This window comes from Streptomyces sp. NPDC085931 (genome assembly GCF_044540565.1).
Lineage (GTDB): Bacteria > Actinomycetota > Actinomycetes > Streptomycetales > Streptomycetaceae > Streptomyces.
Window position 1 is genome coordinate 115,037 of sequence record NZ_JBITSK010000006.1, and the last position, 22,374, is coordinate 137,410.

A 22,374-nucleotide genomic window follows, 5' to 3' on the forward strand; every position below is an offset into this window, starting at 1 on the left:
CCCCGAGCCTCAGACCCGGGTGCGCGGCCGGGGTGCGAACCCGGCCTGCCGGTAGCAGGCGTCGACGAGCCGCATCGTCGCCACCGCGTCGTCCGCGTCCAGCGGCAGGGGCGCCCCCTCGCGCACCCGGGCGGCGAACGCCTCCAGCTGGTACGTGTACGACGAGCGGGTGCCCAGGTGCTCGGTGCGCTCGCCCGCGGCCGTGCGGACCACGACACGGTCGTCCAGGTGGGGCAGGACGAAGTTCGGGGCCGTGGCCTCGCCCCGCGAGCCGACGATCCGAAGGCTCATGTCCAGCCCGTCGTACGCCATGTGGCAGCGGGCCGCACCCCGCGCCCCGCCGGGGAACTCCAGGTCCGCGTCCAGCCACTCGTCGACACCGGGGGCGCCCGCGCGTTCCCCGGCCCGGGACGCCGTCAGCCGGGCGCGCCGCCCGCCCGGGGGGCGAGCATGCGCAGGGCGTGCAGGCCGTAGCAGCCGAGGTCCATCAGGGCGCCGCCGGCCAGCGGCAGCGACCAGCGCGGGTCGCTCTGCGGCGGCGCGGCGATCGCGACCATGGCCTCGGCGTGCCGCAGTTCGCCGAGTTCGCCGGAGGCCAGCAGCTCGTGCAGCCGGCGGGTGACCGGGTGGAAGAGGTAGTGGAAGGCCTCCATGAAGACCGTCCCGGCCCGCTCGGCGGCCGCCCGTACCTCCGCGGCCTCCTCGGCGTTGCTCTCCGAGGGCTTCTCCGACAGCACGTGCTTGCCCGCCGCGAGGGCGGCGAGGTTCCACGGGCCGTGCAGGCCGTTGGCCAACGGGTTGTAGACGACGTCGATCTCCGGATCGGCCACCAGCTCGGCGTACGAGCCCGCCACCCGCTGCACACCGTGCCGGGCGGCGAACGCCTCGGCCCGGGCGCGGTCGCGGGCGGCCACCGCGACGACGCGGTGGCCGGTCTCCCGGGCCGGGCCGATCAGGGAGCGTTCGGTGATCCGGGCGGCGCCCAGCACTCCGATGCGCAGCGGTTCCCGGCCCGTCCCGCTCATGCCTGCCGTACCTCCGCGAGGGTGACGGGGCGGTGCTCCTGGAGGGAGAGCGTGCACGCGTCGGCGATCCAGCCCGCCTCCAGGGCGTCCTCGATCGTGCAGGGCGAGGGGCGGGTGCCGGCCACGACCTCGGTGAACGCGGTCAGCTCGGCCCGGTAGGCCGCCGTGAAGCGGTCCATGAAGAAGTCGTGCGGGGTGCCCGCCGGGAAGGTCACGCCCGGCTCGACCGAGCGCAGCGGCAGCTTGTCCTCCAGACCGACGGCGATGGAGTCCTGGAAGCCGTGGATCTCCATGCGCACGTCGTAACCGCGGCCGTTGTGACGGGAGTTGGAGACCACCGCGAGGGTGCCGTCGTCGAGGGTGAGGATCGCGCCGGTGGTGTCGGCGTCGCCCGCCTCCTCGATGTACTCGGCGCCGCGGTTGCCGCCCACGGCGTACACCTCGCTCACCTCGCGTCCGGTCACCCAGCGGATGATGTCGAAGTCGTGCACCGAGCAGTCGCGGAAGATGCCCCCGGAGGCGGCGATGTACGCGGCGGGCGGCGGCGCCGGGTCCAGCGTGGTCGAGCGGACCGTGTGCAGGGTGCCCAGTTCGCCGCTGCGCACGGCGGCACGGGCGTTGACGAACCCGGCGTCGAAGCGGCGGTTGTAGCCGATCTGGATCGGCACGTCGGTGTCCCGGACGGCCTTGAGCACCTCGACGCCCTCGGCCATGGTCCGGGCGACGGGCTTCTCGCAGAACACCGGGACCCCGGCCTCGACCCCGGCCAGGATCAGCGCGGGGTGGGCGTCGGTGGCGGCCGCGACGACGATCCCGTCGACCCCGGCGGCCAGCAGCGCCTCCGGCGAGTCCACGACCTCGGCGCCGAACCGCTCGGCGGCGGCCTTGGCGGCTTCGGCGAACGGGTCGGTCACGACGAGGGAGTCGACGGCGTCGAGGCCGGTGAGGGTCTCGGCGTGGAAGGCGCCGATGCGGCCGAGGCCGAGAATTCCGATACGCATGGGGGTCTTGCTCCTAGGAAGAGGGGGAGGGGGTCGCGGAAGGGCTCAGTCGAGTCCGCCGAGCACGTTCTGGTCCCAGTCGATCACCGACCCGGTGACCACGCCGGAGCGGTCGGACAGCAGGAAGACCACGAAGTCGGCGATCTCGTCCGGCTGCCCCAGCTTGCCCATGGGCAGCTTCGCGGCGGCCTCCTCGCGCCAGTCGTCCCCGGCCCCGTGGAACGCCTTCTGCGTGGCGTCCTCACCCTCGGTCGCCGTCCAGCCGATGTTGAGGCCGTTGATCCGCACCCGGTCCCAGCGGTGCGCGTGCGCCGCGTTGCGGGTCAGTCCGATCAGCCCGGCCTTGGCGGCGACGTACGGGGCGAGGAAGGGCTGCCCCCCGTGCGCCGACGACGTGATGATGTTGACGACCGTGCCGGGCGCCCCCCGTGACACCATGTCCGCGACCGCCGCCTGCATCGCGAAGAACGGCGCCTTGAGGTTGATCGCGATGTGCTGGTCGAACAGGTCCGGGGTGGTGTCGAGCAGCGTCCCCCGGGACGTGAGCCCCGCCGAGTTGACCAGGCAGTCGATCCGGCCGTACGCGCCGACGACCTCCGCCACGGACGCCTTCGCCTGCGCGGCGTCGGCGAGGTCGGCGCGGACGAACGTCGCCTTGGCCCCGGCGGCCGTCAGCTCCGCCACCAGCGCCTCGCCCGGCTCCGGGCGCCGCCCGGTGACGGCCACGGCCGCCCCCTCGCGGGCCGCGGCCCGCGCGATCGCGGCACCCACCCCCTGGCTGCCGCCGTTGACCAGGACGACCTTGTCGTCGAGAAGTCCCATGGATGTCCTCAGCTCTCTCGTCGTTCGGCGGCGGCCCGCAGCTCCGCCCGGAACGCCTCCGGCGTCCACTCCTCGCGCAGCGCCCGCCGCATCAGCTCCGCCTGGGACGGCGGGGCCAGCCCGTCGACCGGCGGGTCGCTGTCGAGGTTGGTCGGGAAGGCGTAGCCCTCCGCGCTCGCCGCGATCACGTTGTCCAGCCACGCCTGGTCGGCGCCCTCGGCCTTCCGCTTCAGCAGGACGGGATACACCGCGCCCGCCACGGCCCGCCGGTCCACCGTCTCCATCGCGCGCCCGAACGCCGACGACACCTGCAGCAGGTTGGCCATGCGGCGGATGTCCGCCGAGCGGTTGGTGCCGGCCGCGTGGAACAGCGCCGGGTTGAAGAACACCGCGTCCCCCTTGGCCAGGGGCAACTGCACGTACCGCGCCTCGAAGTACGCCCGGAACTCCGGCAGCCGCCAGGCGAGGTAGCCCGGCTCGTACTTCTGGGAGTGCGGCAGGTACATCGTCGGCCCGGACTCCACCGGCATGTCGCAGTGCGCGACCGCGCCCTGGAGGGTCAGCACCGGGGAGAGGCGGTGCACGTGCGCGGGGTAGGCGGCGGCGACGTCGTTCGACAGGAAGCCGAGGTGGTAGTCGCGGTGCACGGTCTGCGCGGCACCGCCCGGGTTGACCACGTTGAGCTGGGAGGTGACCTGGTAGCCCGGGCCCAGCCAGGCCGTGCAGACCAGGGCCAGGACGTCGTTGGCGTAGTAGTCGGCGAACGCCTCCGCGTCGTAGAGGGCCGCCTTCTCCAGGGCGTTCCACACCCGGTCGTTGGCGCCCGGCTTGGCGAAGTGGTCGCCGGCCGTGGCGCCCGAGGCGCGCTGTTCGGCGATGAGCCCCTCGAACACCTCGGTGGCCCGGTCCACGACCTCCGGGTCGGGGAAGGCACCGCGGAAGACCACGATGCCCGGGCCGTCGGCGAGGGCCCGCACCAGCTCGGCCTGGACCACGCGGTCGCCTTCGAGCAGGCCGCAGTCGTAGACCGGCACGTTCCGCTCGACGGCGGAGGCGTGCGGGTAGTCGGCGGGGTCGGTGGCCTGCTCGACCAGCGCGCGGAACGCGTCCAGGTCGCAGTCCTGCTCGGACAGCCAGGCGCGGCGGTGTACGGAAGTGAAGGACATCGTCGTCCCTTCAGGGGGTCACGGAGCGACGCAGCCCTGCCATTCTTGTCAGTACAAACCCCTCGAACAACCAGCAGCGAGCCATCAAAAACCCCTCAAGGAGCCGACGCGTGGGACATCCCTTCCCGATCCGCGAGATCGCACGTCAGGCGGGTCTGAGCGAGGCGACCGTGGACCGGGTCCTGAACGGCAGGGGAGGCGTGCGCGAGAGCACCGCGCGCGAGGTCCACCAGGCCATCGCGGACCTGGACCGGCAGCGCACCCAGGTCCGGCTGGTCGGCCGGACGTTCATGGTCGACCTCGTGATGCAGGCGCCCGAACGCTTCACCACCGCCATCCGGGCCGCCCTCGAGGCCGAGCTGCCGGCCCTGCACCCGGCGGTGCTGCGCTCCCGCTTCCACTTCCGCGAGACCGGCCCGGTCGGGGAGCTGGTGCGGACCCTGGACCGGATCGCCCGGCGCGGCTCGCAGGGGGTGATCCTCAAGGCGCCGGACGTCCCCGAGGTCACCGCCGCGGTGGGCCGGCTCGCCGCGGCCGGGATACCGGTGGTGACCCTGGTGACGGACCTGCCGTCCAGCGCCCGCCTCGCCTACGTGGGCATCGACGACCGGGCGGCGGGGGCGACGGCCGCGTACCTCATGGGGCAGTGGCTGGGGGAGCGCCGGGGCAACGTCCTCACCAGCCTCAGCAGCGGCTTCTTCCGCAACGAGGAGGAACGCGAGATGGGCTTCCGCAGCGCCATGCGCGCCCGGCACCCCGAGCGCACGCTGGTCGAGATCGCCGGCGGTCAGGGCCTGGACGCCACCCAGTACGACCTGGTCCGGGCCGCCCTGGAACGCGACCCGGACATCCGCGCCGTCTACTCGATCGGCGGCGGCAACATCGCCACGCTGCGGGCCTTCGAGGACCTCGGCCGCGAGTGCGCCGTGTTCGTCGCGCACGACCTGGACCACGACAACACCCGGCTGCTGCGCGAGCACCGGCTGTCGGCCGTGCTCCACCACGACCTGCGCCAGGACGTGCGCGAGGCCTGCCACACCGTCATGCGCGCGCACGGCGCCCTGCCCCCGGCCGGCCCCACCCTGCCGTCGGCGATCCAGGTGGTGACGCCGTACAACATGCCACCGCAGGCGGCCGTGTGATCCGGGGCCGGGCGCGGGTGCGGGGCCCGGCACGCCCCGGCGCGCGCTCGGGGCCGGCCACCCGGCGGTGGCCGCTCGTCCTGGCCAGGCGCCCCCGGCTGCGCCACGACCGGCCCTGCGAGGCGGCGAGCGGCACCGGGCCCACGATCATGTGGAGGTGGCTCGTCCTGCTCCCGGCCGAGGTCTGCCCGGGCCGGCAGCCCCGGGCGCGGTGGTGAGGGCGGAAGCTCACGCCGGGCCGGCCACCGGCTCCCAGGTGCCGCTGCGCGCCGACCGCGCCATGGCGTCCAGCGCGAGCGCGCTGTGCACGGCGTCCGCCGGCGTCGCTCCGTGGGGGGTGCCCTCGGCGACCGAGCGCAGGAAGCGGTACGCCTCGATGACCTTCAGGTCGTCGTACCCCATGGCGTTGGCCGCGCCCGGCTGGAACGCGGCGAACTCGCCGTGGCCCGGGCCCACGTAGACGGTGCTGACCGGCTGGTCCTGGTAGGTCGTGCCGCGGCTGACGCCCAGCTCGTTCATGCGCCGGAAGTCCCAGAAGACCGCTCCCCGGGTGCCGTGCACCTCGAAGCCGTAGTTGTTCTGCTCGCCGACCGAGACGCGGCAGGCCTCCAGCACTCCGCGCGCCCCGGAGGCGAACCGCAGCAGGCAGCTGACGTAGTCCTCGTTCTCGACGGGGCCCGGTTCACCGCCCGCGGCACGGCTGTGCCCCGCCGTCGCGCCCGTCGGGCGGGCCCGCTCCGGCAGGAAGATCGCCGTGTCGGCCGCGAGGGACGCGATGTCGCCGAGCAGGAACCGGGCCAGGTCCGCCCCGTGCGAGGCCAGGTCGCCCAGCACCCCGCTGCCGCCGCGCTCCCGCTCGTAGCGCCAGGTCAGGGCACCCTCGGGGTGGGCCGCGTAGTCGCTGAACAGCCGCACGCGCGCGTGCGTGACCGTGCCGAGCTCCCCGGAGGAGATCAGCTCGCGGGCCGCCTCGACGGCCGGAGCGTTGCGGTAGTTGAAGCCGACCGCGCCCTGCACGCCCGCCTCGGCCACGGCGTCGGCCACCGCACGGGCGTCCCCGGCGGTCAGCCCGACCGGCTTCTCGATCCAGATGTGCTTGCCGGCCCGGGCCATGGCGACGCCGATCTCGCGGTGCAGGAAGTTCGGCGCGGTGATGCTGACCGCCCGCACCCGCGGGTCGGCGGCCACCTCGCGCCAGTCGCGGGTGGCGGCGGCGAACCCGAACTGCGCGGCGGCCTCCTCCGCCCGGCCCGGCACCTCCTCGGCGACCGTCACCAGCTCCGGGACGAGGGGCACCTGCGGATAGTGGTGCCGCACACGCGCGTACGCCTGGGTGTGCACCCGCCCCATCCAGCCGAATCCGACGACGGCGACGCCGAGCGTGTCCACCATGAGAGCCCCTCTTTGGACCGTTCCAGAACCTGTCCGGGCCACCCTCGGTGGGCTTTCCCGGCGCTGTCAACCCTTTGACAAGCACGCGAGGCTCATGGAACGGTCCACGGCATGAGACCCCCGACCATCCGAGACGTCGCCGAACGGGCCGGCGTCTCCAAGTCGCTGGTCTCCCTCGTCCTGCGCGGCTCCGCGCAGGTGCGCCCCGAGAAGCGGGACGCCGTCCTGCGGGCGGCCCGGGAACTGGGCTACCGGCCCAACGCCGCCGCGCGCTCCCTCAGCGAACGGCGCACCCGCACCGTCGGCGTCCTCCTGAACGACCTGCGCAACCCCTGGTTCGTGGACCTGCTGGACGGCCTGAACTCCCTCCTGCACGCGCACGGCCTGCGCATGCTGCTGGCCGACGCCCGCCTGAACCGCCGCACCGGCCAGGATCCGGCCGACCCGCTGCTCGACCTGCGCGTCGACGGCCTGGTCGTGGTCGGCACCCTGCCCGACCCGGCGGCCCTGGGCGCCGTCGCCGAGCGGATGCCGGTCGTCCTGGCCGGTGCCCGCGAGCCGGTGCCGCCCGGCGTGGACCAGGTCGCCGGCGACGACGAGCGGGGCGCCCGGCTGGTCACCGAGCACCTGATCGGTCTCGGCCACCGCCGCATCGCGCACCTGGCGGGCTTCGGTGCCGTGGGCGAACTGCGCCGCCGCAGCTTCGAGGCGACCATGCGGGCCCACGGCCTGGCGGACGGGGCCGTCGTCGAGGCCGGCGACATGACCGAGGAGGGCGGCTACCGCGCGACCGTCCGCCTGCTCGGCCGCCCCGACCGGCCCACCGCCGTCTTCGCCGTGAACGACATCACCTGCGTGGGCGCCCTCTCCGCCGCCGGGGAACTCGGGCTGCGCGTACCGCGCGACCTCTCCCTGGCCGGCTACGACGACACGAGCCTGTCCCGGCTGCGCCACCTGTGGCTGACCACGGTCGACAACGCCGGGCACGACGTCGGCCGCCGGGCCGCCCGCTTCCTGCTGGACCGGCTGGAACGGCCCGGGGGAGAGGGGCGCCTCCACCTGGCCGCGCCGGCGCTCCAGGTCCGCGGGACGACCGGGCCGCCGCCCGGCGGCTGACGGGGCGAGCGCACCCCGCGCCGCGCGGGGCATGCCGCCGCCCCGGGCCCGGCAGCGCCCCGGGCGCCCGGCCGGCACCCGGGGTCCGCCGTGCGCACGGCACGACCGGGGGACAGCGCGACGCCCTACCGCGGCCCACGGCGTCCGGCGGCACGCCCCGTACGACGATCACCCCGCGCCGCACCTCGGCGCCGACGCCGAGGGCAGGCCCCCGGCCCGCCGCACGGCCGCGGTGCGCACCGCCCGCGAGAGCTTCCCCGCCCGGCCGTCCGCCGTGCGCCGCGGACCGCGGCCGGGGGGCTATGACGACCGTGCAGCTCACACCGGCCGGCGCGAAGAGACGGTATCCCCCGGCCCGAGCGAAGCCGAGGCGGCGCGGAGCGGACACTGATCGGCGCGCGCTGATCATGCGCGCCACCCCACAGGGCGCGCACGCTCACCGGCCGGCGCACCCGCGCGCGGCCGGTGTCCCGTCCCGCCGTACGCCCTGGCCGGATGCGCCGCTGGAGCCCGCTTAAGGTGTGCGGCATATGCCCGGCAGCGATGGCCGGGCGTTCCGAGTGCGAAGGGGGCCACGGGGTGGACGAGGCGGGGGACCGGCGGGTCCGGCGGGCCGACGCGGCCGGGGGTGCCGCCACGGCGCTCCTCGCCGTGGCGGCCTGCGCCGGACACGCCACCAAGGCGGAACTGCCCTGGTGGGCCGTCCTCGCGGTCGCCGTGTCGACGGCGGGGCTGGCCGGCTGGACCGGCGCGCGGATGGGCGGCCGCCGCGGCCCGCGCGACGAACCCCTGCCACCGGTCGAGCAGCTGCCGGCCCGCCCCGCGCCCGGCACCGCCCACCCGGAACACCGCACCGCCCCGGAGCCCGCGCGGCTGAACCCGCCGTCCCGTATGCGGTAGGGTTGACCTGCGCGATCACGCGGTTCACGCCGCGCGAGCCGCATCGGGACGTGGCGCAGCTTGGTAGCGCACTTGACTGGGGGTCAAGGGGTCGCAGGTTCAAATCCTGTCGTCCCGACTCGCTGAGACAGCGGGTCGTGAGGCCGTACCGGGGGTTGCCGGTACGGCCTTTCGTCATGCCGGGCCGGACGCGTTCGTCCGCGGGTCGCCGACCCCCAGCCCCGTCAGCCGCCGGTCGGGCTCCGGCCCGGTCGCGGCCCCCCGCGTCCCGGGCCCGGGCGGCTCGTGCGCGCTCCGGTCCGCGATGCGTTCCACATAGGCGCGCACGGACATCCCCTCGGCCGCGGCCACCTCCGCCAGGCGGTCGTAGGCGGACGCCGACAGGGTCAGCTCCCTCGTCTCAGGCACCGGCGGGCTGCCTCCCCTCCGCCAGCAGGTCGAGCAACTCCACGGCCCACGACGGGTCGTAGCGGTCGAGGCGCGGCACGCCCCCCTCGTTCGGGTCCTTCGTCCACTCGACGTGCGCGCCCGGGTTGTGGGCCGCGTACCCGCCCGGCGCGAACAGGTGGGGGCTGCCCTGGATCCCGGGCCCGCGCGCGACGCGGAACTGCTCGTGGATCTCGGCGCGGCCCGCGCCCCGCTCCAGGGCGCGGGCCAGGGCCTGTTCGTCCACGTGCGCGCACCGGGCGGCGACGTCGAGGATCTCCGAGGGGATGCTGACGCACCGGCTCTCGACGTAGAACGCGTGCCGCAGGCCGGCGTCCAGTTCGTCGCTGCCGCGCAGGCCGCCGACGGACGGGTCCTTCGCCGCCTGGACCGCCTCCATCGCGGGCAGCATCGTCGACGGGTAGTCGTACTCCCGCCCCGCCCACAGGCGCCAGCCGAGGTCGGGCCGGTGCGCGGAGATCACCACGATCTCGGGCTCCACGATGAACTTGGGCGTGGGCTGGTGGTTGAACAGCTCCAGGGGGAACGCCCGGTGGTCGATCAGGAGATCCTGCCCGCGTTCCCGGGCCGTGGTGCGCAGCGTGTGCAGGGCGAGGGTGGCCCAGGGGCACCCCAGATCCGACCAGACGGTGACAGGCCGTGGCTCCGGGGCAGCGCTCATGGTCTCCTCCTCGGTAGCGGGACCACACCGGGGTCCCCGTCGTGTGTGCCGCGGCACGGAACTCCATGGTGACGCGCCTGCGGCGCCCGGCGCACCAGGCCGGTGTCACTCTGTCAACTCCCCCTGGTAAGCGCTTCGGACACGCTCCGCGCGGACCGGGGCGGTGGTCCGGACACCTCCCGAAGGGAGCGTTCCGGATCGGACGCGCGGGGCTCGGGGACGTGATGGTGGCCCGGCCACCGCCGTCCGTCACAAGTCCTGTGCTCCGTGTACCTGACACCGGTGCCCCGCTCGGTCGCACAGTGGACGGGCAGCCCTTCGGATCGTCTTCGTCTACCCCCGATGGAGGGTCCGTTCATGAGTGTGGTCGCGCTGAGCCCTGACCAAGCGCAGAGTCCGACCATGCACGAGCCGTCGTACGCCTCTCCGTGCGCCGTGTCGTTGCCGGAGATGTGTTCACTGCTGTTCGCCTCCCTGCCCCGCAGCGACCAACGGCGCAAGGGCATGGAGTACATACGAGGTTTGCTGGAGGTGAGGGGACGCAAGTCGATACGCAACATCGCCGCCCTTGTCGGAGGACAGGCGACGGAACAGAGCCTGCACCACTTCATCAGCGATTCCAGCTGGGAGTGGGGGCCGGTGCGCCGGGCACTGGCCCGGTACGTGGTGAGTGTGGCCCCGCCACAGGCCTGGGTGGTGCGCCCCATGGTGATCCCCAAGGCCGGGCGGCACTCCGTCGGAGTGGAGCGCCGCTTCTTCCCGGAGCACGGCCAGATGCTCAACGCCCAGCAGGCCGTGGGCGTGTGGGCGGTCGGTGAGGAGACCAGCGTGCCGGTCAACTGGCGCCTGCAGCTCTCCCCGTCCTGGTTCGCCGAGGACCGCCGGCGCCGGGCCTCCATCCCGGACGACGCGTCGGCCGAGACCCTCGGCGAATGCGCCCTCCAGGCCTTCCTGGAGGCGGCGGCGTGGCGGCTGCCGTCCCGGCCCGTGGTGATGGACGCCCGCGGCGCCGACGTCGCCTCGACGGTGTCCAGGCTCCTGGAACGGGGCATGCCGATGATGCTCAGGGTGGACGACACCCTGCGGCTGTCGGTGACGGACCCCGCGCTCAAGGGCTTCGACGCCGTCCCCCGGCCGGTGCGTCAGATCATGGGCGCGAGCCGGGGCCTGCAGCGGCCGGTGGTGTGGCCGGACGGCGGCATGGGGACGGTGCGGCGCTCCGGGCTCGTCACCGCCGTGCGGGTGGCGCTGCCCGGGCCTTCGAGCCGGCGGACCGGAACCGGGGCGTGCGACCTGCTCCTGCTCGGGGTGGGGAGCAACGACCGGCGCCGGCCGCGGGAGGTGTGGCTGACGGACCTGACGTCGGTTCCGCCCGCGTTCCTGATGCGGTTGCGGGGGATGGTCCGCCGGGTCGACCAGGACTTCGCACGGGGCGCCGACCAGGTGGGGATCCGCGACTTCGCCGGACGCTCCTACCGCGGCTGGCACCGGCACGTCACCCTCGCGTCGGCCGCGCACGCCCTGGCGGCCCTGGGCGACACCGACGACGGCGCACTCGACTATGCGTCCTGATCCACGGCCGCGTCCCCGGCCGGCTCCCCGCGCTCGCGCAGCACCCGGCGTATCCGGGACAACCGCAGCGCGAGCTGGATCTCCAGGGCACGTTCGGGCCGCTGCCAGTCGGAGCCGATCAGATCACCGATGCGCTCCAGCCGGCGGGCCACGGTGTTGGGATGCACGTGGAGCTTCTCGGCCGCGTACGTGGGGCTCCCGCCGGTGTCGAAGTAGGCGTCCAGCGTGCGCACCAGCTCCGTCAGGCGCTGCTCGTCGTAGTCGAGCACCGCTCCTATGGTGCTCTGGATGAACCTTTCGGCGTCCACCTGTTCGGCCAGCAGCAGACCCACGAACCCCATCTCGTGAGTCGAGGCCGACGTACCGGTGGCGCCGAGGGCGGTCATCGCGTCCAGGCAGCGTGCCGCTTCCCGGTACCCGTGGAGGACCGCACCGGGGTCCGCCACGGGTCCGGAGCCGCTGACGGTGGGCGCGTCGCCGGGCAGGGACGACAGCTCGTCGTGCACCGTCCGGGCGGCGGCGCCCGGGTCGGTGCCCGGCAGCAGCAGCACGATGTCGCCCTGGTGCGTCGTCTGGAGCCCGTTCATCCGGCGCGCGCACGACGACGCCCGGGTCACCGCGTGCGCCTGCTGGTCCTCCTCGGTGCGGGCGACGACGACCACGTGCGGCTGGTCCAGGCCGATGCCCAGCCGGCGGGCGCGCCGCTCCAGCACGTCCCGGGGCCGGGGCACACTGATCAGCAGGTCCCCGAGCAGTTCGTCGCGCAACTGCCCCTCCACGACCGTGCCGCCGCCCTCCTGCAGGGACAGCAGCACGGCGGCGGCCCGGGCCGCGTACCGCAGCAGCTCCGCGGTGTCGCCGGAGAGCGTCGGACCGGCCTGCACGTAGAGGGCGCCCAGGTGGTGACTGCCGGCCAGGACCGGCACGGACCAGATGCCGTCGTCCAGCAGGGCGGGCGAGGGATCCAGCAGGGTCCCGGTGTCCTCCGCGGCGCGCGCGAACTTCTCGCCGGTGCGCCCCGACAGGGTCCCGGAGGCGGCGATCGCCGTGCCGTGCGGACCGCACAGCAGCACCGGGGCACCGAGCCTGAGACGGCACTCCTCCACCAGCAGCTGCGGATCACAGCCGCCGAGCACCAGGTCCAGCAGCGCCCCCTGCGCCCCGGCCAGCCCGCGCGCCACGTCCTGCGCGGCCTCCGCGCGCAGCACCCGCTCGCGCAGGACCGACATCTCCGCGACCGTCTCGTCCAGGTACACGGCCCGGTCCAGTGCCACACCGCCGACCTCGGCGAGCATGTTCACCAGCGCTATCTCGTCGGCGGAGAAGTGGCGCACGCTGCGGTCCGCCACATGCAGGGTCCCGGCGGTGGCCGCCCGGCTCAACGGCACGGCGAGAACGGCGTGCAGCCCCTCGGCGCTGATCCACTGGTCGAGGTCGCCGGCGTGCCGGAAACTGTCGTCCGTCAGGTAGTCGGAGGTCCACAGCGGCGCGCGGTGCGCCAGCACGGCGGACGCCAGTCCCGCTCCCTTCGGTAATCGCAGCCGGGAGTTCAGCATCGTGACGTGACCGTCGAGCGAGTGCAGCCGGAAGCCCTCCTTCTCGGCGGCGGGCAGGGTGACCCAGGAGACGTCGGCGCCGAGCAGCAGCCGCGCCCGGCGGGTGATGATCTTGAGGGTGTCCTCGACGGTGTGCGGACTGGCCAGGTCGGCGGCGGTGTCGACCAGCGTGGCGAGGGCCGCGCTCCACTGCTGACGGCGCTCCAGCCGGGCCTGGATGCCCAGGGCCAGGCGTCTGGTCCGTTCCACCATGCGCAGGTCGGCGCCGGTCACGCCCTGCCTGCGGGCCTCCTCGACCACCGCGTCGAAGCGGTTCGCCGGCCCTTCGCCGGCCAGGAGGTCCAGCAGGGCCAGCACGGCCGCCGCCGATGGGTCCTTCTTCTGCGACACGAGGCCCTCCGGTGTCTCGTTCCCCAACCGCCGGCAGTGACGGTGCACGACGGCCGAGTCGCACGGACCACGGCCCTACCGGCGCAACGGGAGAACTCCCCCGTGCATTCCGCGAGACGTGCCCGCGAACCGGGAGCCGCAGCCTCTCCCCCCACAGGGTCACCTGGTGGCCTGCGGTCCGGACCGGTAGCGGCCGGCAACCGGGCAGGCGCACTCTCCTTGCGCGAACCCCTTTGTCGATTATGCCAGTTGACGCATGCAGAGGTGCTCGGGGAAACGCGGTGTGCGCCGTCACACCTACGCGGTGTGACGGCGCACCCGGACCGATGCCGTCGGTCAGAGCGCCAGGAGCGAGACGATCGCCGGCCCGAACGCCGCACCCAGCAGATAGGACAGGTTGAACATGCCGATGGCCGGGGGGCGCTGGTCGTCGGGGACGGCCGAGGAGGCGTGCACCGCGAACGCTCCCTGGCCCGAGGCCGCCGCGATCGACGTCAGGGCCTGAGCGGCCAGCAGGACCGCGGCGGACGTGCCGGCGAAGGCGAGCACCGCGCCGACCGCGGCGAGGGCGACCAGCGTGGTGATCACGGTACGGCGTCCCGTCCGCGCCGACACCGCCACGACGAACCAGGACAGGGCGCCGCCCAGCAGCAGCGGCCACACCATGGCGACCCCGATCTCGCTGGTGGACCACGACGTGTGGTCCTCCAGCCGCTCCGGAATCGCGTACATCATGCCGAAGTTGACCACCGCCAGGCACAGCGCGAGGCCCGACGAGACCAGAAAGCCCGGGTTGCGGACCAGGACGGCCGGGACGAAGCCCCGCGGCCGGGCGCGTACCCGGGCCGCCAGCAGCCCCGTGGCGACGACGGAGCACACACCGGCCACCAGCGGCTGGTGCGGCACGAACACCAAGGCGGTGACCAGCGCGGTCAGCAGCACCGCGCCCAGCGGGTCGAACGGCTCCCGGGTGACCGGGGCGCCGTGCGCGCAGCGGGCCACGGCGAAGGGCACGGCCACCGCGCTGAGCACCGGCAGCGCGAGGGTGGCCTGCCAGGACAGCACGTCGTTGACGAGGGAACCGGCCAGCGGGGCCGTCGAACCCACCACGGCGAGCGAGGCGGTGACCAGTCCCATGGCGCGCGGCGAGCCGGCGAGGCTCATGGCCGTCGCCGTGAGACCGGCCGTGCCCAGACCCATCAGGGCCGTGCCCAGGACGAGGACCGGCAGGACGGGTATCCCGGCCACCAGACCCGCCCCCAGCAGGACGAGCAGACCGCACACGGTGAGCGCGGCGCGCGCCCCCCGGCGGTCCAGCAGTCCGGCCAGCAGGGGGGTGCCGACCGCTATGCCCCAGCCGAACGCGGTCACCGTCCAGGTGGCGGCGCCCGTCGAGACGCCGAGGTCCCGCGCGGCGTCGTCCAGGACCAGGGCCGGGCCCGCGATGCCGAAGGACAGCGGGCCCGCCATGAGGGCGAGCCAGAGGGCCGCGGCTCCGCGGAACGGGCCGCGGGCTTCGGGTTCATGAGGTTTCCTGCCCGGCGCGGTGGGACCCTGGGCGCCGGACTCGGCGAGTGAGTTGCTCATCTGCTGCTCCCTGAGCGGTCGTTCGTCGCTGGACCACCCTGGCCCGGTCCGGCGTGCAGCCCTTCGGGGGAGAAGGCGCCGGCCGGGCCAGGGAGCCGGGGGAACGGGCGGGCGTGAGCGGGGCGGGACGGGCCGGGCGCCGACCGCGGGCCCCGCCGCCTGCCCGGTCGGTCAGCCGTCCAGCGTCGGGTAGTCGGTGTAGCCCCGGTGGTCGCCTCCGTAGAAGGTCTCCGGGTCGGGGGTGTTGAACGGGCCGCCGGCCTTGATCCGCTCCGGCAGGTCGGGGTTGGCCAGCCACAGCGAGCCGATGCTCACCGCGTCGCACAGGCCCTCCTCCAGCACCGCCCGGGCGTCCTCGGGCGTCACCGCGGCCTCCTCGCCCGTGGCGTGCGGGTTGAGGATCAGCACGCCGGGCCACTCCTGCCGGATCAGCTTCGTGACGTCCCGGCTGCCGAACTCCATCAGGTGGACGTAGGCCAGGTTGAGCGGCGCCAGGGCCCGGATCAGGGCCCGGTACAGCGCGGCCGGGTCGCTCTCCTCGATGCCGTTGGCCGTGTTGCCGGGGGAGAGGCGGATGCCCACCCGCTCGGGGCCGATGGCGTCGGAGACCGCCTGGGCGACCTCGACGGCGAAACGGATGCGGTTGTCGATGCTGCCGCCGTAGGCGTCGGTGCGCAGGTTGGTGTTGTCGGCGAGGAACTGGTGGATCAGGTAGCCGTTGGCGCCGTGCAGCTCCACACCGTCGAACCCGGCGTCCACGGCGTACTTGGCGGCGGAGATGTGGTCCTCGACCGCCCGGGCGATGTCCTCCAGGTCCATGGCCTTGGGCGTGGGGTGGTCCAGCATGCCCTCCGGCGTGTACATCTGCCCGCCCGAGGCCACCGCCGAGGGGGCCAGGGGCAGCGCGCCGTCCGGGTACAGGCTCGGGTGCCCGATCCGGCCCGAGTGCATGACCTGCACGAAGATCCGGCCCTGCCGGTCGTGCACCGCGTCGGTCACCCGGCGCCACGCCTCCGCCTGCTCGGGCGTGTGCACACCCGGGGTGTCGATGTATCCCTGCCCGATCACGCAGGGCTGCGTGCCCTCGGTGATGATGAGGCCCGCTCCGGCGCGCTGGGCGTAGTACTCGGCCGCCAGCGGGGTCTGCACGCCGTCCCTGGCCCGGCTGCGCGTCATCGGCGCCATGACGAGCCGGTTGGGCAGCGTCAGCTTTCCCAGGGGCAGCGGTTCGAAAAGGTGGCTCACGATCTCCTCCATCGGGGAACCGGCTTGTTCCACACCGTAGAAAGGGGGGCGGCCGGTCCGAATCAGTAAGATTTCTGAAACCGGATACGTACTTCGGCACGGCCTGCCTACCGGTGGGCCGCGTCACGGGGGAGTGGGGGCACCGACGTGCTGTACGGCAGGTCCACCGAGCTGGCGGCGCTGGAGGATCTGGCCGCGGGAGCCCGAGAGGGACGCAGCGGGGCCCTGGTGCTGCGGGGTGAGGCGGGCATCGGCAAGACCGCCCTGCTCGACCGGGCGGCGACGTCGGCCTCGGCGGCCGGTATGCGCGTGCTGCGGGTCACCGGGGTCGAGCCGGAGGCCGACCTCGCCTTCGGCGGGCTGGTGCAGTTGCTGTGGCCCGTGCAGGACCGGCTGGACGCCCTGCCCGAACCGCAGGCGCAGGCGCTGCGGGCGGTGCTCGGCACGGGCAGCACCCGGACCCAGGACAGGTTCCTGACCGGGCTGGCCGTGCTCACGCTCCTGGCGGACCTGGCCGAACAGGGCCCGTTGCTCTGCCTGGTGGACGACGCGCAGTGGCTGGATCAAGCCACCTCCGACGCGCTGCTGTTCGCCGCCCGCCGGCTCGCCGCCGAGCAGGTGGCCATGGTGTTCGCGACCCGGGACGAGGGCTTCGCCGCGCCCGGGCTCACCGAGCTGCGGCCCTCCCGGCTGGACACCGGCGACGCGGTGAGCCTCCTCGCCGACCTGGGACTGGCCCCCGCCCTGCGCGACCAGGTCATCGCCGACTCCGCGGGCAACCCGCTGGCGCTCATCGAGTTCGGGGCCGCCCGCCGCGACGACCCCGGCCGGTTCACGCCCGTGACGGTCGCCGACCGGGTGCTGTCGTCGTACCGCGCCCAGATCGCCAAGCTCCCCGAGAAGACGCGGCTGGCGCTGCTGTTCGCCGCGGCCGAGGGGCGGGGCGACCTGCCCCTGCAGATGAAGGCGGCCCGGTCGCTGGGCGTGGGCCTGGAGGACCTGGAGGACGCGGAGCGCGCGGGGCTGATCCAGGTGACCGAGAGCACCGTGGTGTTCCGCCACCCGCTGATCGGGACCGCCGCCTACCAGGGGGCCGTGCTGGCCCGGCGGATCGCCGTCCACCAGGCGCTGGCCGACGCGGCGGAGGACCCCGACTGCCGTGCCCGGCACCTGCCGCTGGCCACCACCTCACCCGACGACGGGGTCGCGGCCGAGCTGGTCGCCGCCGCCGGGCGGGCCGCCGACCGCAGCGCCTACGCCGCCGCCTCGCTCCTGCACCAGCAGGCCGCCCGCCTCACCCCCGACCGCCGCGCCCAGGTCCACCGGCTCACGGACGCCGCGACCTGCGCGCTCAACGCCGGGCACGCCGGCCAGGCCCGGGACCTGGCCGAGCAGGCCGAGCAGTCGGCCGCCGCACCGGAGGACCTGGCCCGGCTCGCCCCCGTGCGGGCCGCCGTGATGTTCGAGTCGGGCCACCAGCGGGAGGCCGCCCGGCTGCTGCTGCAGCGGACCCACGCGGCCGGCACCGACCTGGCCCCGGTCATGCTCCGCACGGGCGCCACGTACGGCTGGTCCGCCGGTGACGCGGACTCCGTGCGGGAGGCCGCCGAGCGGCTGGCGTCCCTCGGGGAGGCCGACCCGCTGGTGGAGGGCATGGCGTGTCTGGTCGACGACGACTACGCCCGCGGACTGCCCCTGCTGCGGCGCGCCGTCGCCGCCGGCCAGGACGGCTCGGACGCGGCACGCACCCGCGCCCTGCACAGCGCGGTCCTGCTCGGGGACGACGGCACGGCCATGGAGCTGGCCGCGGCGGAGGTCGCCCGCTGCCGCGCGCAGGGCCTCATCGGCGCCCTGCCGCAGGCCCTGCACCTGCTGGCGGAGCGGCAGGTGCTCGCCGGGGCGCACCGGGACGCCGAGGCGGCGGTGGCCGAGGCCGTGGAGATCGCCCGCGACACCGGCCTGCGCGAGCGCGTCGCCTGGCTGAACGGCGTTCCGGCGCGGATCGCGGCGATCGAGGGCGACGAGCAGCGCTGCCGCGACCTCACGCGGGACGTGCCCGACGCCGGCCGGGTGGCCGGCGAGAGCGCCCTGAGCCTGCTCGAACTGGCGCGCGGCGACTACGAGGCGGCGCTCGGCCGGCTGGAGAGCGCCGTCGGCCCGGGGCCGCAGCGCCACACGGCGATGGCCATGGCCACCGTCGCCGACCAGGTGGAGGCCGCGGTACGGCTCGGGCGGCCGGAGCGGGCCGAGCGGCCGATGCTCGCCTTCGAGGCCTGGGCGCGGGCCGGCGGCCAGCCGTGGGCGCAGGCGGTGGCGCACCGCTGCCGGGCCCTGGTCGAGGGGCGCGAGGAGGACTACCGGCAGGCGGTCCGGCTGCACGAACAGGGCCGGCGGCCCTTCGAGCGGGCCCGCACCGAGCTGGCGTACGGGGAGTGGCTGCGCAGGGCCCGGCGGCGCAGCGAGGCCCGCGCGTCGCTGCGGTCGGCCCTGGAGCACTTCGAACGGCTGCGTGCCACGCCCTGGGCGGAGCGGGCCCGGGCGGAACTGCGGGCGGCCGGCGACGCGACGCCGGGCGCCGACGCCACCGCGGAGAACGTCCTCGACCGGCTCACCCCGCAGGAACTGCAGGTGGTCCGGCTGGCCGCCGACGGCAACAGCAGCCGGGAGATCGCGGCGCAGCTGTTCCTCAGCCGCAGGACGGTCGAGCACCACCTGTACAAGGCCTATCCCAAGCTGGGCGTCGGCTCGCGGCGGGAACTGGCCCGGCTGAACCTGGTCTGACGGGGCGGATCTGACAGACCCGGTCCCGATCTGACAGATCCGCGACGGCGTCCCGGCCGCTCGCGGACGGGGACGGGTCGCCTTTGCCAGAATCCGTGACCATGATGCGTGCTGCCTACATTGAACAGCTCGGATCTCCGGACGTCATCCGTTACGGTGATCAGCCCACGCCGGAACCCGGGCCGACCGACGTCCTGGTGGACGTCACGGCCGTCTCCGTCAACCATGTCGACACCTTCGTGCGCTCGGGTGCCTGGCGCACCCCGCTCACCTTCCCCTTCGTCATAGGCCGGGACCTCACCGGCACCGTCGCCGCGGTCGGCGCCGACGTCCACCGCTTCCGGCCCGGCGACCGGGTGTGGTGCAACAGCCTCGGCCACGACGGCCGCCAGGGGGCCGCCGCCGAGCGGGTGGTGGTGCCCGTCGACCGGCTCTACCACCTGCCGGAGGGCGCCGACCCGTACGAGACCGTGGCGCTGGCCCATCCGGCCGCGACCGCCCACCTCGGCCTGTTCACCCACGGGCGGCTGCGCCCCGGCGAGACGGTCGTCGTGGTCGGCGCGGGCGGGAACGTGGGCAGCGCCCTGGTGGTGATGGCTGCCGCCGCGGGCGCCCGGGTCGTCGCCGTCGCCTCCGGGCGGGACGCCGGGTACTGCCGCGGGCTCGGCGCGGACCACGTCGTCGACTACCGGGACCCCGACGTGCCCGGGCGCATCCGCGCCGCCGCCCCCGCGGGCGCCGACCTCTACCTGGACGCCTCCGGCACCAACGACCTGGAGACCGCGGTGGACCTGCTCGCCGGGCGGGGACGGATCGTGCTGCTCGCCGGGCTGCGCACCAGGCCCGTGCTGCCGGTCGGGCCGCTGTACCTGAGGGACCGGTCCATCCACGGGTTCGCCATCTCGCACGCCACCGCCGGAGAGCTCGCCGAGGCCGCCGGCGCCATCAACCGGCTGGTCGCCGACGGCAGACTCCGGCCCCGGGCGATCGAGCGGCTGCACCTGAGCGACGCCGCCGAGGCGCACCGCCGGCTGGAGGAGGGAAAGGTCCACGGAAAAATCGTGCTGGGCGTGGGCGCCGAGGCCTGAGACGGCCCCGGGCTCCGGCGCCGGTGAAATGCGGGAATTCAGACCTGACAAATGAGAAAGCCGCTCTTTGACCGGCGCCGAACGGCCTCGACAGAATTCTGCACATGACTCAGTCAATCATCGACACCTCGCCGCTGTTCGATCTCCGGGCCGACATCCACATTTCCGCGACGCCCCTGGAGGTCTACTCCGTCGTCAGCGATCTGCCCCGCAGCGCCGAATGGAGCCCCGAATGCCGGGGCGGTACGTGGGTGTCCGGCGAGCCCTCCACCGTCGGCGCCGTCTTCCGGGGCGAGAACCTCCGCAGCGAGGACGTCGTCGCCTGGGCCCCCCTGGTGCGCGGCGTCTGGCACACCGAGTGCCGCATCACCGCCGCCGACCCCGGCCGCACCTTCCAGTGGATGATGCTCACCCACGCCCGCGAGGACCAGGAGAGCATCTGGGGCTTCGACATGGCGCCCGAGGGCGAGGGCTGCGTGCTCACCCACCACTTCCGCATGGGCCGCGCCACGGCCGGCATCCACAAGATCGTCGCCGACCTGGACGAGAACGACCGCAAGCGCTTCGTCGCCGACTGGACCGCCAAGCTCGAACAGGACCTCGACGCCACGCTGAAGCGCATCAAGGGTGTCATCGAAAAGCGGTGACATTTCCCCGGCGATCCGTACGGGAGCCTGAAATTCAAAACGGCCTGCCGCACGGCTGAGGAACAGTCGCGGCGGATGAGAGGGTGGGCAGATGTTTCTCCAGCGCATCGGAAACAAGGGAATTCGGCTGGGTACGCTTTTCGACCGGGCCGCGGCCCGGCACCCGGCGAATCCCGTGATTCTCGACCATGATCTCGACGTCGCTCCGGAGCGCGGGCGCCGGATGACGCTGACGGAGGTCGCCGACCTCGTCGACGACCTGGCCTCGCGGCTGTGGGCGGCGGGCGTCCGGCCCGGGGAGCGCGTGGTCGTCCACAAGACCAACGGATTCGACATCACGCTCCTGGCCTGCTCCACGGCCAGGATCGGCGCCGTGCCGGTCCTGCTGTCCCCGAAGCTCGACGGCGCGACCGTGTGCGAGCTGGTGCGCCGGGTGGACCGGCCGTACCTGGTGACCGACCGGGACAAGCTGGACCACCATCTGCCCGCCGAGATCTTCGGCCTGGCCCGGAAGGTGCTGCTGGCCTCCGGCAGCCACGAGGAGGCCGTCGAGCTCGCCTCGCTGGCCGGCTCCGCCCGGGTCGCGCCGGTGACCATGCCGCCGGACCACCCGACGCTGGTCACCCACACCTCCGGCACCACCGGGACGCCGAAGCTGGCGGTGCACACCGGGCGCACCTTCGAGGCGCGCTACCGCCCCCAGGGCACGGTGGCGTCCCTGGTGGGCCGCAGCGAACCGGTGGCCATCCACGTATCGTTCGTGCACTCGCGGATGTTCACCGCCATGCCCATCACGATCCTCCAGGGCCACCCGATGATCATCCTGCGGGACGACGACCCGGAGGTCGTGGCCGAGGTGTTCGGGCAGGCCCCGCCGGGCCTGATCGAGGCGCACCCGAACACGTTCCTGCGCTGGGAGGTGCTGGTCGACGACCCGCGCCGGCCGCTGGCGAACGTGAAGTACTTCAGCAGCACCTTCGACGCCATCCACCCGCGCACCGTGCACCTCATGCTCAAGGCGTCCCGGCGCGACAAGCCGCAGTTCGTCCAGATGTACGGGCAGAGCGAGGTCGGCCCGATCGCCGGGCGCACCTACTCCAAGAAGCGCGGCGCGGACGCCGACGGCCGCTGCGTGGGCTCCCCGTTCCCCGGCATGACGGGCGTGCGGGTCGTCAGCCGGGACGGCAAGCGGCCCACCAAGTCCAACCCCGGCTACATCGAGGTCCGTTCCGACGGACGGATCGTCACCTACCTCGGCGAGCACGAGCGGTGGGAGAAGCAGGCCGACGGCGAGTGGTGGCGCATGGGCGACCTGGGCTACCGCACCAAGTGGGGCTGCCTGCACCTGCTCGACCGGGAGGTCGACGAGATCGAGGGCATCGACAGCACCCTGGAGATCGAGGACACCCTCTTCGCCCGGATACCGGAGCTGGTCGAGGTCATCATCGTCCCCGACGAGGACGGCAAGCCCCTGCCGGTGGTGTGCACCCGTGACGACAAGCCGCTCGACCACGCGGCCTGGAAGCGGGCGGTGGCCGGCCTGCCCGCGATGGCGGACCCCGTGCAGTGGAAGCTCGACGACCTGCCGCAGACCGCCACCACCAAGATCAAGCGGCTGGAACTGGCCCGGCTGCTGAAGGCGGAGCGGACGGGGGCGTAACCCCCGGCCCCCGCACCGCCGCCTCCCGGGGCGCGGGCCCATCCCCCCCCCGTGGGCCCGCGCCCCCGTCACGCCCCCGCACGGCGGCCCGCCACCCCCCCCACACACACACCCATGGCGGCCGTCACCCCCCGTACGGCGGCCCGCGCGCCACGCGCCGGGCCGCCGTCCCCAGC

17 protein-coding genes, 1 tRNA gene and 1 pseudogene are annotated in these 22,374 nt (G+C 74.3%); 9 read left to right on the plus strand and 10 right to left on the minus strand.

Features of this window, described 5'->3' with window-relative positions:
• Positions 1-9: 9 nt before the first annotated feature.
• The 4 genes and pseudogenes from ACIGAN_RS14085 to ACIGAN_RS14100 all read right to left on the minus strand — a co-directional run bounded on the left by ACIGAN_RS14085 (position 10) and on the right by ACIGAN_RS14100 (position 4,014).
• Positions 10-1,025 (minus strand): annotated as a pseudogene (locus ACIGAN_RS14085) (Gfo/Idh/MocA family protein).
• The gene (locus ACIGAN_RS14090; protein WP_399857369.1) at positions 1,022-2,026 is read right to left on the minus strand and encodes a Gfo/Idh/MocA family protein; all 1,005 of its coding nucleotides are present in this window, start codon (positions 2,024-2,026) and stop codon (positions 1,022-1,024) included. Before ACIGAN_RS14090 ends, ACIGAN_RS14085 begins: the two are co-directional and overlap by 4 nt.
• A 45-nt stretch (positions 2,027-2,071) precedes the next feature.
• Positions 2,072-2,848 carry an SDR family oxidoreductase gene (locus tag ACIGAN_RS14095; protein ID WP_399857371.1) on the minus strand — a complete coding sequence of 259 codons (777 nt, stop codon included), beginning with the start codon at positions 2,846-2,848 and terminating at the stop codon, positions 2,072-2,074.
• Positions 2,849-2,856: 8 nt separating this feature from the next.
• Complete coding sequence (locus tag ACIGAN_RS14100; RefSeq protein ID WP_365740380.1) at positions 2,857-4,014, minus strand: phytanoyl-CoA dioxygenase family protein; 1,158 nt, start codon at positions 4,012-4,014, stop codon at positions 2,857-2,859.
• A gap of 110 nt (positions 4,015-4,124) precedes the next feature.
• On the opposite strand from ACIGAN_RS14100, the gene ACIGAN_RS14105 reads away from it, so the two are divergent.
• Positions 4,125-5,156: a LacI family DNA-binding transcriptional regulator gene (locus ACIGAN_RS14105; protein WP_365095578.1), complete on the plus strand. Its 1,032-nt coding sequence runs from the start codon at positions 4,125-4,127 to the stop codon at positions 5,154-5,156.
• 228 nt (positions 5,157-5,384) lie between these two features.
• Here the strand turns inward: ACIGAN_RS14105 and ACIGAN_RS14110 are convergent, their stop codons facing one another.
• Positions 5,385-6,548 (minus strand): Gfo/Idh/MocA family protein, encoded by a 1,164-nt coding sequence (locus tag ACIGAN_RS14110; RefSeq protein WP_399857374.1) that lies wholly within the window; start codon positions 6,546-6,548, stop codon positions 5,385-5,387.
• A 111-nt stretch (positions 6,549-6,659) separates the two neighbouring features.
• On the opposite strand from ACIGAN_RS14110, the gene ACIGAN_RS14115 reads away from it, so the two are divergent.
• From ACIGAN_RS14115 to ACIGAN_RS14125, 3 genes are all read left to right on the plus strand, one after another.
• Positions 6,660-7,664, plus strand: coding sequence for a LacI family DNA-binding transcriptional regulator (locus ACIGAN_RS14115; protein WP_399857376.1), 1,005 nt, complete (start codon positions 6,660-6,662; stop codon positions 7,662-7,664).
• A 579-nt stretch (positions 7,665-8,243) separates the two neighbouring features.
• Positions 8,244-8,564, plus strand: a complete 321-nt coding sequence (locus ACIGAN_RS14120; protein ID WP_399857378.1) for a hypothetical protein — start codon at positions 8,244-8,246, stop codon at positions 8,562-8,564.
• 44 nt (positions 8,565-8,608) lie between these two features.
• A tRNA-Pro gene (locus ACIGAN_RS14125) sits at positions 8,609-8,682 on the plus strand.
• Positions 8,683-8,738: 56 nt separating this feature from the next.
• Here ACIGAN_RS14125 and ACIGAN_RS14130 read toward each other — a convergent pair.
• Together ACIGAN_RS14130 and ACIGAN_RS14135 are read right to left on the minus strand one after the other, a co-directional pair.
• Positions 8,739-8,972 (minus strand): hypothetical protein, encoded by a 234-nt coding sequence (locus tag ACIGAN_RS14130; protein WP_399857380.1) that lies wholly within the window; start codon positions 8,970-8,972, stop codon positions 8,739-8,741.
• Positions 8,965-9,672, minus strand: coding sequence for a DsbA family oxidoreductase (locus tag ACIGAN_RS14135; protein WP_365740375.1), 708 nt, complete (start codon positions 9,670-9,672; stop codon positions 8,965-8,967). The genes ACIGAN_RS14130 and ACIGAN_RS14135 overlap by 8 nt, the downstream gene beginning before the upstream one ends.
• A 402-nt stretch (positions 9,673-10,074) precedes the next feature.
• On the opposite strand from ACIGAN_RS14135, the gene ACIGAN_RS14140 reads away from it, so the two are divergent.
• Positions 10,075-11,244, plus strand: a complete 1,170-nt coding sequence (locus tag ACIGAN_RS14140; RefSeq protein ID WP_365099331.1) for an IS701 family transposase — start codon at positions 10,075-10,077, stop codon at positions 11,242-11,244.
• On the opposite strand, the gene ACIGAN_RS14145 is transcribed toward ACIGAN_RS14140, so the two are convergent.
• The 3 genes from ACIGAN_RS14145 to ACIGAN_RS14155 all read right to left on the minus strand — a co-directional run bounded on the left by ACIGAN_RS14145 (position 11,232) and on the right by ACIGAN_RS14155 (position 16,034).
• On the minus strand, positions 11,232-13,190 hold the full coding sequence (locus tag ACIGAN_RS14145) for a helix-turn-helix domain-containing protein (RefSeq protein WP_399857383.1): 1,959 nt from the start codon (positions 13,188-13,190) through the stop codon (positions 11,232-11,234). The genes ACIGAN_RS14140 and ACIGAN_RS14145 overlap by 13 nt on opposite strands.
• Before the next feature lie 336 nt (positions 13,191-13,526).
• Positions 13,527-14,777: an MFS transporter gene (locus tag ACIGAN_RS14150; RefSeq protein ID WP_399857385.1), complete on the minus strand. Its 1,251-nt coding sequence runs from the start codon at positions 14,775-14,777 to the stop codon at positions 13,527-13,529.
• Positions 14,778-14,948: 171 nt separating this feature from the next.
• Positions 14,949-16,034, minus strand: a complete 1,086-nt coding sequence (locus ACIGAN_RS14155; protein ID WP_399857387.1) for an alkene reductase — start codon at positions 16,032-16,034, stop codon at positions 14,949-14,951.
• A gap of 135 nt (positions 16,035-16,169) precedes the next feature.
• On the opposite strand from ACIGAN_RS14155, the gene ACIGAN_RS14160 reads away from it, so the two are divergent.
• The 4 genes from ACIGAN_RS14160 (at position 16,170) to ACIGAN_RS14175 (ending at position 22,198) form a co-directional block, all read left to right on the plus strand.
• Entirely contained in the window at positions 16,170-18,803 is a 2,634-nt protein-coding gene (locus tag ACIGAN_RS14160) for an ATP-binding protein (protein WP_365099335.1), read from the plus strand.
• Positions 18,804-18,907: 104 nt separating this feature from the next.
• Entirely contained in the window at positions 18,908-19,891 is a 984-nt protein-coding gene (locus ACIGAN_RS14165) for an NADPH:quinone reductase (protein ID WP_399857904.1), read from the plus strand.
• Positions 19,892-19,995: 104 nt separating this feature from the next.
• Positions 19,996-20,538: an SRPBCC family protein gene (locus tag ACIGAN_RS14170; RefSeq protein WP_365740369.1), complete on the plus strand. Its 543-nt coding sequence runs from the start codon at positions 19,996-19,998 to the stop codon at positions 20,536-20,538.
• Between the two features lie 91 nt (positions 20,539-20,629).
• On the plus strand, positions 20,630-22,198 hold the full coding sequence (locus ACIGAN_RS14175) for a class I adenylate-forming enzyme family protein (RefSeq protein WP_365099337.1): 1,569 nt from the start codon (positions 20,630-20,632) through the stop codon (positions 22,196-22,198).
• The last annotated feature ends 176 nt before the right edge of the window (positions 22,199-22,374 follow it).